The 7,422-nt window shown below is 69.0% G+C and carries 7 protein-coding genes; all 7 read right to left on the bottom strand.

Annotated elements, in window-relative coordinates; genetic code table 11:
• Positions 1 to 3: 3 nt before the first annotated feature.
• The gene (gene nuoL, locus VF092_15340; protein HEX6748671.1) at positions 4 to 2,406 is read right to left on the bottom strand and encodes an NADH-quinone oxidoreductase subunit L; all 2,403 of its coding nucleotides are present in this window, start codon (positions 2,404 to 2,406) and stop codon (positions 4 to 6) included.
• An 11-nt stretch (positions 2,407 to 2,417) separates the two neighbouring features.
• Positions 2,418 to 2,723: an NADH-quinone oxidoreductase subunit NuoK gene (gene nuoK / locus VF092_15345; GenBank protein HEX6748672.1), complete on the bottom strand. Its 306-nt coding sequence runs from the start codon at positions 2,721 to 2,723 to the stop codon at positions 2,418 to 2,420.
• Positions 2,723 to 3,256 carry an NADH-quinone oxidoreductase subunit J gene (locus VF092_15350; protein ID HEX6748673.1) on the bottom strand — a complete coding sequence of 178 codons (534 nt, stop codon included), beginning with the start codon at positions 3,254 to 3,256 and terminating at the stop codon, positions 2,723 to 2,725. The genes nuoK and VF092_15350 overlap by 1 nt, the downstream gene beginning before the upstream one ends.
• A 214-nt stretch (positions 3,257 to 3,470) precedes the next feature.
• Complete coding sequence (locus VF092_15355; GenBank protein ID HEX6748674.1) at positions 3,471 to 3,980, bottom strand: NADH-quinone oxidoreductase subunit I; 510 nt, start codon at positions 3,978 to 3,980, stop codon at positions 3,471 to 3,473.
• Between the two features lie 3 nt (positions 3,981 to 3,983).
• On the bottom strand, positions 3,984 to 5,294 hold the full coding sequence (gene nuoH / locus VF092_15360) for an NADH-quinone oxidoreductase subunit NuoH (protein ID HEX6748675.1): 1,311 nt from the start codon (positions 5,292 to 5,294) through the stop codon (positions 3,984 to 3,986).
• Positions 5,295 to 5,356: 62 nt separating this feature from the next.
• Positions 5,357 to 6,961, bottom strand: a complete 1,605-nt coding sequence (locus tag VF092_15365; protein HEX6748676.1) for a molybdopterin-dependent oxidoreductase — start codon at positions 6,959 to 6,961, stop codon at positions 5,357 to 5,359.
• A gap of 26 nt (positions 6,962 to 6,987) precedes the next feature.
• On the bottom strand, positions 6,988 to 7,422 hold a 435-nt coding region (locus VF092_15370), incomplete at its 5' end, for an NADH-ubiquinone oxidoreductase-F iron-sulfur binding region domain-containing protein (protein HEX6748677.1).

Genomic DNA, 7,422 nt, shown 5'->3' on the forward strand with positions numbered 1-7,422 from the left:
CCGTCACAGGGCCACGAAGGCGCCGAGCACGATCACCACGCCCACCACCAGCACGAAGGCGTAGGTGTTGAGCTGTCCCGTCTGCAGCCGCCCGAAGGCGATGCCGAACATCTGCGAGAGCCGCCCGAACAGGTCCACCGTCCAGTCGATCACGCCCATGTCGAAGCGCGCGAAGAGGCGGGAGAGTCCTCCCACGGGCCTGACCACGATGCGGTCGTACAGCTCGTCGACGTACCACTTGTTGTAGAGCACGCGCTCCGCGTCGCCCTTGTACTCGGGCTCCGTGGCCGCGTCGCCGATCCGGTCGCGCCGCGCGCCGATCACCGCCCAGGCGACCGCCAGCCCGCCGATGCCGATGGCGATGGCCAGGGCGATGGGCCAGAGCGCGTGCTCGGGCTCCGGCAGCCGCCCGACGCTCTGCGCGATCACGTTGTCCGCGCCGGCCAGCGCGGGGTGGAGCCAGTGGTGCAGCGCCTCGTCCTGCCCGAAGTTGAAGGCGCTCACGATGGGCACGTGCGGTTCCACGTTCACCAGGCCGCCGACCACGGCCAGCGCACCGAGCACGATCAGCGGCAGCGTCAGCGTCCAGTCGCCCTCGTGGAGGTGCTTCCGCTCTTCCTCCCCCGTCCGGTTCCGGCCGAAGAAGGTGTAGATCATCATCCGGCCCATGTAGAACGCCGTCATGAACGCGGCGACGGAGAGGATCACCCCGATCGCCGCCATCCACGTGCTCCCCGCGATCCCCAGCAACCGCGCGCTGGAGAGGTGCGACGCGCCCTCCGCCCCCAGCCACGCCGCGCCGATGATCTCGTCCTTCGAGAAGAATCCCGCGAAGGGCGGCACCCCCGCGATCGCCAGGGTGGAGACGCCCATGGTCGCGAACGTGATCGGCAGGTACTTCCTGAGTCCCCCCATGTTGCGCATGTCCTGCGCGTCCGCGGGGTTGTGCGTGGAGTGCAGCGCGGCGTGCATGGCGTGGATCACCGCGCCGGAGCCCAGGAAGAGGCAGGCCTTGAAGAAGGCGTGCGTCATCAGGTGGAACACGCCGGCCACGTACGCGCCCATCCCCACCCCGGCGAACATGAAGCCGAGCTGCGAGACGGTGGAGTAGGCCAGGACCTTCTTGATGTCCCACTGCTTCAGGCCGATGGACGCCGCGAAGATGGCCGTCAGCGCGCCGACCAGGGCCACGACGAGCGAGGCGGACGGCGCCAGCGTGTAGATCACCGCCGAGCGCGCGACGAGATAGACGCCCGCCGTCACCATCGTGGCAGCGTGGATCAGCGCGGAGACCGGCGTGGGGCCGGCCATGGCGTCGGGCAGCCAGGTGTAGAGCGGGATCTGCGCGCTCTTGCCGCAGGCGCCCAGGAAGAAGAAGAGCCCGATCCAGGTGATCAGCGCGCCACCGAAGTAGCGCCCCTGGTCGGACAGCAGCGCCTCGTTCACCCCGCGGAAGTCCAGCGCGCCCACGTTCCAGAAGAGGAGGAACATGGCGATCAGGAACCCGAAGTCGCCGATGCGGTTGACGATGAACGCCTTCTTCCCCGCGTCGGCGTTGGCCTTCTCGGTGAACCAGAAGCCGATGAGCAGATACGAGCAGAGCCCCACGCCCTCCCAGCCCACGAACATCACCGGGTAGGAGGAGCCCAGCACCAGCATCAGCATGAAGAACACGAAGAGGTTCAGGTACGCCATGTAGCGCGGGTACCCGGGGTCCTCCTTCATGTAGCCGACGGAGAAGATGTGGATCAGCGAGCCCACGCCGGTGACAACCAGCGTCATCAGCATCGACAGCGGGTCCAGCTGCAGCGCCGCGTCCACGTGCAGGGAGCCGACGGGGATCCAGCTCCACCCCGGCTCGATGGCGAAGCGCGCCTCGGGCGCCACCCCACGCATCGCCAGGAAGTTGAGCAGCGCGACGACGAACGAGGCGAGCAGGACGCCGGGCGCGATGAACGACGGGAGGACGTGCGTCCACGGCTTCGGCCCCGCGGGGAGATGCTCGTCCGGCTCGTGGAAGTGGTCGTCGTGCCCGTGCGCGTCCGCGGCGACGGCGTGCGCGTCCCCGTGCATCTCCGCGTGCGCGGCGTCGACGGGGTGGGCGACGGCGCCGGAGTCGTGCGCCTCCTGCTCGCTCGGCATCTCCGCGCCGACGGCGGCGTGCACCATCGCGGGATGGGCGGCGGCCTCGCCGTGATCCTCGTCGTGCGCGTGGTCGTACGAGGGATCGCCCACCGGCGGCAGCTTCGGCAGCGCGCGCCGCGCGGCGACGATGGAGAGGAGGCCGTTCAGCACGAACCCGAGCAGCGGGAGCGCGACGATCAGCCACGGATAGACGGTCCTGAAGCCGTTGGCGCCCTCTTCGAGCGCCTGGGCGCCGTGCGCCGCTTCCTGGAGAAGGAGCATCGTCGTGGGCCCTACCACCTGAGCAGGCTGAAGTTCTTCACGTCCACGCTCTCGCGGTGGCGGAAGACGGCGATCATGATCGCGAGCCCCACGGCGGCCTCGGCGGCCGCCACGGCGATCACGAAGAAGACGAAGACCTGGCCCTGCACCCCGGCATACGGGCTGAGCGCCACGAAGGCCAGGTTCACGGCGTTGAGCATCAGCTCCACGCACATGAACAGGACGATGGCGTTGCGGCGGACGATCACGCCGCCCACGCCGATGGCGAAGAGGATGGCGCTCAGCCCGAGCGACCAGCTCAGCGGAATGTCGTTCATCACACCTTGCGCTTGGCCAGGACCACCGCGCCGACGACCGCCACCAGCAGGAGGATGGCGGTGGCCTGGAGCGGCACCACGTACTCGTTGTACAGCGGCACCCCGATCAGCCCCACCACGCCGTTCTGCGCCTGCGCCGTCGCGAGAGCGGCCGGCCCCGCCTGGTCGCCCAGCGGCCGGGGGACGTCGGCCACGAACACGCGCGCGAGGAAGGCGATGATCAGCAGCGCCGCGCCGCCGGCCGCCACCTTCCAGCCGGTGCCGCGGATGTCGGGCTCGAAGTCGTTGCCCAGGTTCAGCAGCATGATCACGAACAGGAACAGCACCATGATGGCGCCCGCGTACACCAGGATCTGGATGATCCCGATGAAGTAGGCGCCCAGCAGGGTGTAGATGGCGGCCACGGAGAAGAAGGTGCCGATGAGCCAGACGGCGCAGGCCACCGGGTTCTTCCGCGTCACCATGGCCAGCGCGCTTCCCGCCGCGCACGCCGCGAAGAAGAAGAACAGGATCTGGGTGAAGGTCACGTGCATTCGTTCCTCGTCCGCCCCAAGCCCCCCAGGCAGATGAAATCGCGGCATCGACCACGGACTGCGGCACAGCGGACGATCGTCGGTGCCGTCCGCCGGCTCGCCCGGGGTTGAAACCCCGGGCTGGAACTCCAGGAAGTCCGCCTTCGCGGACTGCATCTCGTCAGACCGTCAACGCACTACCGCACTTCCGCACTTCCGCACTTCCGCACTCCCGTCACTCGCCCGCCGGGTCGCTCGGATCCCACAGCAGCGTGACGGGATGCGTCTGCGCCATCAGCCGGTCCAGGTCGTACACGAAGGCGTGGCGCGTGAACTCGGCGTTCTCGTAGTGGTTGCCCACGTGGATGGCCTCCACCGGGCACACCTCCTGGCACATCCCGCAGAAGATGCAGCGGAACTCGTCGATCTCGTACACGATCGGGTAGCGGTTCCCCTGGTCGTCTTCGCCCGGTACCAGCTTGATGCAGTTGGCGGGGCAGATGGTGGGGCACAGGCCGCAGGCCACGCACTTGGGCCGCCCGTCCTCGTGCTGCTCCATCACGTGCGTCCCCCGCCAGCGGGGACTGAGCTCCTTCTTGACGTCCGGGTACTGGATCGTCAGCTCGCTGCGGTCGCCCGCGGCCTTCGCCATGTGGCGGAAGGTCAGCGACATCCCCTTGAGCGTGGCCCGCATGTAGCTGCTCTTGCCCGCGGGGCGCTTCATCACCTTGACGTTGATCGCCATCGTTCAGCGTACCTGCTGCGCGTTCGCGGCCACGGGAACCCGGCGCGCCTGCGCCCGGGCGCGCGCGGCCTCCCGCGCGATCCGCCGCTTCTCCTCCCTCGCGCCCGTCCCCGTCAGCGTGTGCCCCTTGTCCATCACCCAGAGGACGATGGCCAGCATGGGCAGGTTCACGGCGGAGAGCGCGACGCCCCACTTCCACCCGTACTCGACGCCGAACGAGTCCAGCGCCAGCACCGCGGCGGCCGTCACCACCACCGCGAAGAGCGCGGCGGGAAGCATGATCTTCCACCCCAGGTCCATCACCTGGTCGTAGCGGAAGCGCGGCACCGTCCACCGCACCAGCATGAAGACCAGGATGAAGACGAAGGTCTTGATGCTGAACGCGACCAGCGTGGCCAGCGTGATCCACACGCTCGGCGCCGCGCCCACCCAGGCGCCGTTCACCTCGCCGAACATGTTGTCGCGCTGCAGCAGCGGGATGTCCCATCCGCCCAGGAAGAGCGTGGCCATCAGCATCGACACCGTCAGCACGTGCGAGTACTCGGCGATGAAGAACATCGAGAACTTCATCGCCGAGTATTCCGTGTGATACCCGGTCACCAGCTCGCTCTCGGCCTCGGGGAGGTCGAAGGGAAGCCGGTTGGTCTCCGCGAACGAGCTGATCCAGAAGAAGAAGAAGGAGACGGCGAGCGGGAGGATGAACCACAGGTGCATCTGCTGCTGCTTCCACACGATCTCCGTCAGCCCCACGTTCCCCGTGACCATGAACACGGACATCAGCGAGAGGCCGAGCGCGATCTCGTAGCTGATCATCTGCGCGCCGGCGCGCAGCCCGCCCAGCAGCGCGTACTTGTTGTAGCTGGCCCACCCCGCGATCACGATCCCGTACACGCCCAGGGAGGAGAAGGCGAGGAGGAAGAGGATCCCCACCGGCACGTCGGCCAGCACCATCGGCAGCACCCCCCACGGCGTCGGCAGCGGCGCGGCGAAGGGGATCACCGCGAACGTCACCATCGCCGGGATGATGGAGAGCATGGGCGCCAGGGTGAAGAACACCCGGTTGGCCTCGGCGGGGTTCGTCTCCTCCTTGAGGATGTTCTTCAGCCCGTCGGCCGCGGGCTGCAGGAGGCCGCCGGGGCCCACGCGGTTGGGGCCCAGCCGGTCCTGCATCCACGCGCTCACCTTGCGCTCCATCAGGGTGAGCATGGCCACGATCACCAGCACGGCCACGAACACCACCAGCACCTTGGCCAGGCTCAGCCAGAACCAGGCGTTGCCGGTGACTTCGTGGTACGTAGGAATGGTTGCCTGCATCGGCGGAACTCGTTCGTCCTCTCTAGCGTTTCCCCGCCGCCCCCATGGACGGCGGGTGATCCTCAATCGCCCGTCTCGGCCATGCTCTGCAGCGGCGCGCCCTGCTGTCCGAGATCCGCCCACGCCAGCGCGGCGAACCCCGGCGCCACCTCGCCCAGCGCGGCGAAGGCGTCGGCGGCCGTCCCCGCGGGGGCGGCGTCGCTCACGCCGGCCAGCAGCACGCCCAGGATCTGCCAAGCGGGGCGCGACATCCCCGGCGCCTGCAGCGCGGGCCAGAAGCGCTGCACCCGCTTCTGCACGTTGGTGAAGCTCCCCTCCATCTCCGCGAAGGTCGTCGCCGGCAGCACGAAGTGCGCGTTGCGCGCCGCGGGAGAGAGGAAGTGGCCCACGTAGACGTAGACGCTCGCCGAGGTGCCGAACGTCTCCGGCGCGTCCGCCAGCTCGTCTCCCAGCACCCAGAGCACGCCCGAATGCGACGCGGCCTGCTCCAGCCCGCCGAGCCCGTCCCTGTCGCCGACGCGATTGTAGCCGAAGACGTCCGCGCCATTCGAGTTCGCGGCCCGATCCGTCCTCAGCGCCAGCTGCGGGAAGCCGGGGAGGACCACCTCCTCGCCCGTGGGGCAGCGGTAGACGCCGCTCCCGCCGCCGGTGGCGTCCATCACCCGGCGCAGCAGGCCCAGGTCCTCGTTCGCCATGAACGGGGAGACGACGGCGCGCGCCTCGCCCGCGGCCTCCTTCAGCGCCGCGGCGAGCCGCGTCAGCGCGTCGGACCAGGAGACGGGGACGAACCGGCCGCCGTCCTTCACCAGCGGGGCCTCGATGCGGCCGCCGCGGTTGATCCACTCGTAGTTCAGCCGCCCGTAGTCGCACATCCAGTGCGAGTTCACGTCCTGGTTGGGGCGCGGCTTGATGCGCATCACCTGGTTGTCGCGCGTCTCCAGGCGGACGTTGCACCCCTGGCTGCAGTTGGGGCAGATGGAGGGGACGCGGTCGAGGTCCCACGCCCGCGCCTTGTGCAGGAAGTCCTTCGAGACCAGCGCGCCCACCGGGCAGATGTCGACGATGTTGTCGGCCCACAGGTTCCCCTCGAGCCCCTCGTCGAAGAAGGTGTCGATGACGTTCCTGTGTCCCCGCTGGACCACGGCCAGCCGCTCGTCCTGCGCGACCTCGAGCATGAAGCGCACGCAGCGGGTGCACATCACACAGCGGTCGGCGTAGAACAGCACGTCGCCGCCGAAGTCGTCGCGGCCGAGGACGCGCTTGGGCTCGAGCGAGCGGCCCATCGCCCGCCCTTCCGCCGACGTGTAGTCCTGCAGCTTGCACTCGCCGCTCTGGTCGCAGACCGGGCAGTCGAGCGGGTGGTTCACCAGGTAGAACTCCAGCACGCCCTGCCGGGCCTCGAGCGCCTTCTCGCTCTGGGTGTGGATCACGTTGCCGTCGGCCACGGTCGCCACGCAGGCGGGCTGCAGCTTGGGCACCTTCTCGATCTCCACCAGGCACATGCGGCACTGCGCGGGCGCGGTCAGCCCCGGGTGATAGCAGTAGTGCGGCACGTCCACGCCCGCCATCGCCGCGGCGTCGAGGATGCGCGTGCCCTTGGGCACGTCCAGTTCCATGCCGTCGATCGTGACGTGGACCGTCTCAACGGTCGGGTTCGCGTCGGCCATCTGCCGATTCTGCCTCTCGTTCGGTCTCAGCGGACGGTGCCGGGCTCGGCGCCGGCCATCCCCATCCCCGCCAGGGCGGGCTGCGGGGCCATCAGCGCCTCGTAGTCCGCGCGGAACTTCTGGATGCTGGAGACGATGGGCGCGGCCGCCGCGTCGCTCAGCACGCAGATCGTCTTCCCCGTCATGTTGTCGGAGATCTGCAGCAGCGTGTCGATGTCCTCGGGAAGCCCGCGCCCGTTCTCGATGCGGCGCAGGATCTTCGCCGCCCACGCCGTCCCCTCGCGGCAGGGCGTGCACTGCCCGCAGCTCTCGTGGGCGTAGAAGTCCACCATGCGCCGCACCTGCTTCACCACGTTCGTCGTATCGTCCATGACGATCACGGAGCCGCAGCCCAGCATCGTCCCCGCCTCGGCCATCGCCTCGTAGTCCATGGCGATGTCGAGCTCGTCGCCGGTGAGGAT

Origin of the sequence: Longimicrobium sp., from assembly GCA_036377595.1 — a bacterium.
Lineage (GTDB): Bacteria > Gemmatimonadota > Gemmatimonadetes > Longimicrobiales > Longimicrobiaceae > Longimicrobium.